The sequence below is a fragment of the Polaromonas sp. P1_G2 genome (assembly GCF_056405515.1).
In genome coordinates, this window is record NZ_JBFUBY010000986.1 from 1 (window position 1) to 489 (window position 489).

Sequence of the window (489 nt, forward strand, 5' to 3'; positions counted from 1 at the left end):
GGTCTGGAAGGCGATCTCATCGATGACGTTGATGATCTGGCCGATCTCGCTCGACGAGCTTTCGATCTTCTCCATGGCGGAGATCGCCTCGCGTACGACGATGGCCGAATGCTCGGCACCGGCGCGTGCCTCGGCCATCATATCATTGGCCCGCCGGGCGCGGTCGGATGCGTTCTTCGCCGTGGTGTTCATCTGGTCGAGGGCGGCCGCTGTCTCTTCGATCGTCGCCGCCTGCTGCTCGGTCCGGCGGGCGAGGTTTTCATTGGCTTCGGTAATGCTGGCCGAGGCCAGTCGTACGCGGCCACTTGTCGCTGCGATCTCATCCAGCGAGTGCGACAGCGCTTCGAGGCTGGCGTTGAATTCGGCCCTGAGTGTTTCGTAAGCGGCTGCGAACGCCTGTTCGATGCGGTAGCCGAGATTGCCGCGCGACAATTGGTCAAGCCCGCCGCGCAAAGCGTGGATCACCGCCTCGCGCATGCGCTCTTCCGC

Annotated in this window: 1 protein-coding gene; it reads right to left on the reverse strand. The window is 63.8% G+C overall.

Features of this window, described 5'->3' with window-relative positions:
• On the reverse strand, window positions 1–477 hold a 477-nt coding region (locus AC1D0P_RS28680; protein ID WP_477679837.1), incomplete at its 3' end, for a methyl-accepting chemotaxis protein.
• Window positions 478–489: the final 12 nt, after the last annotated feature.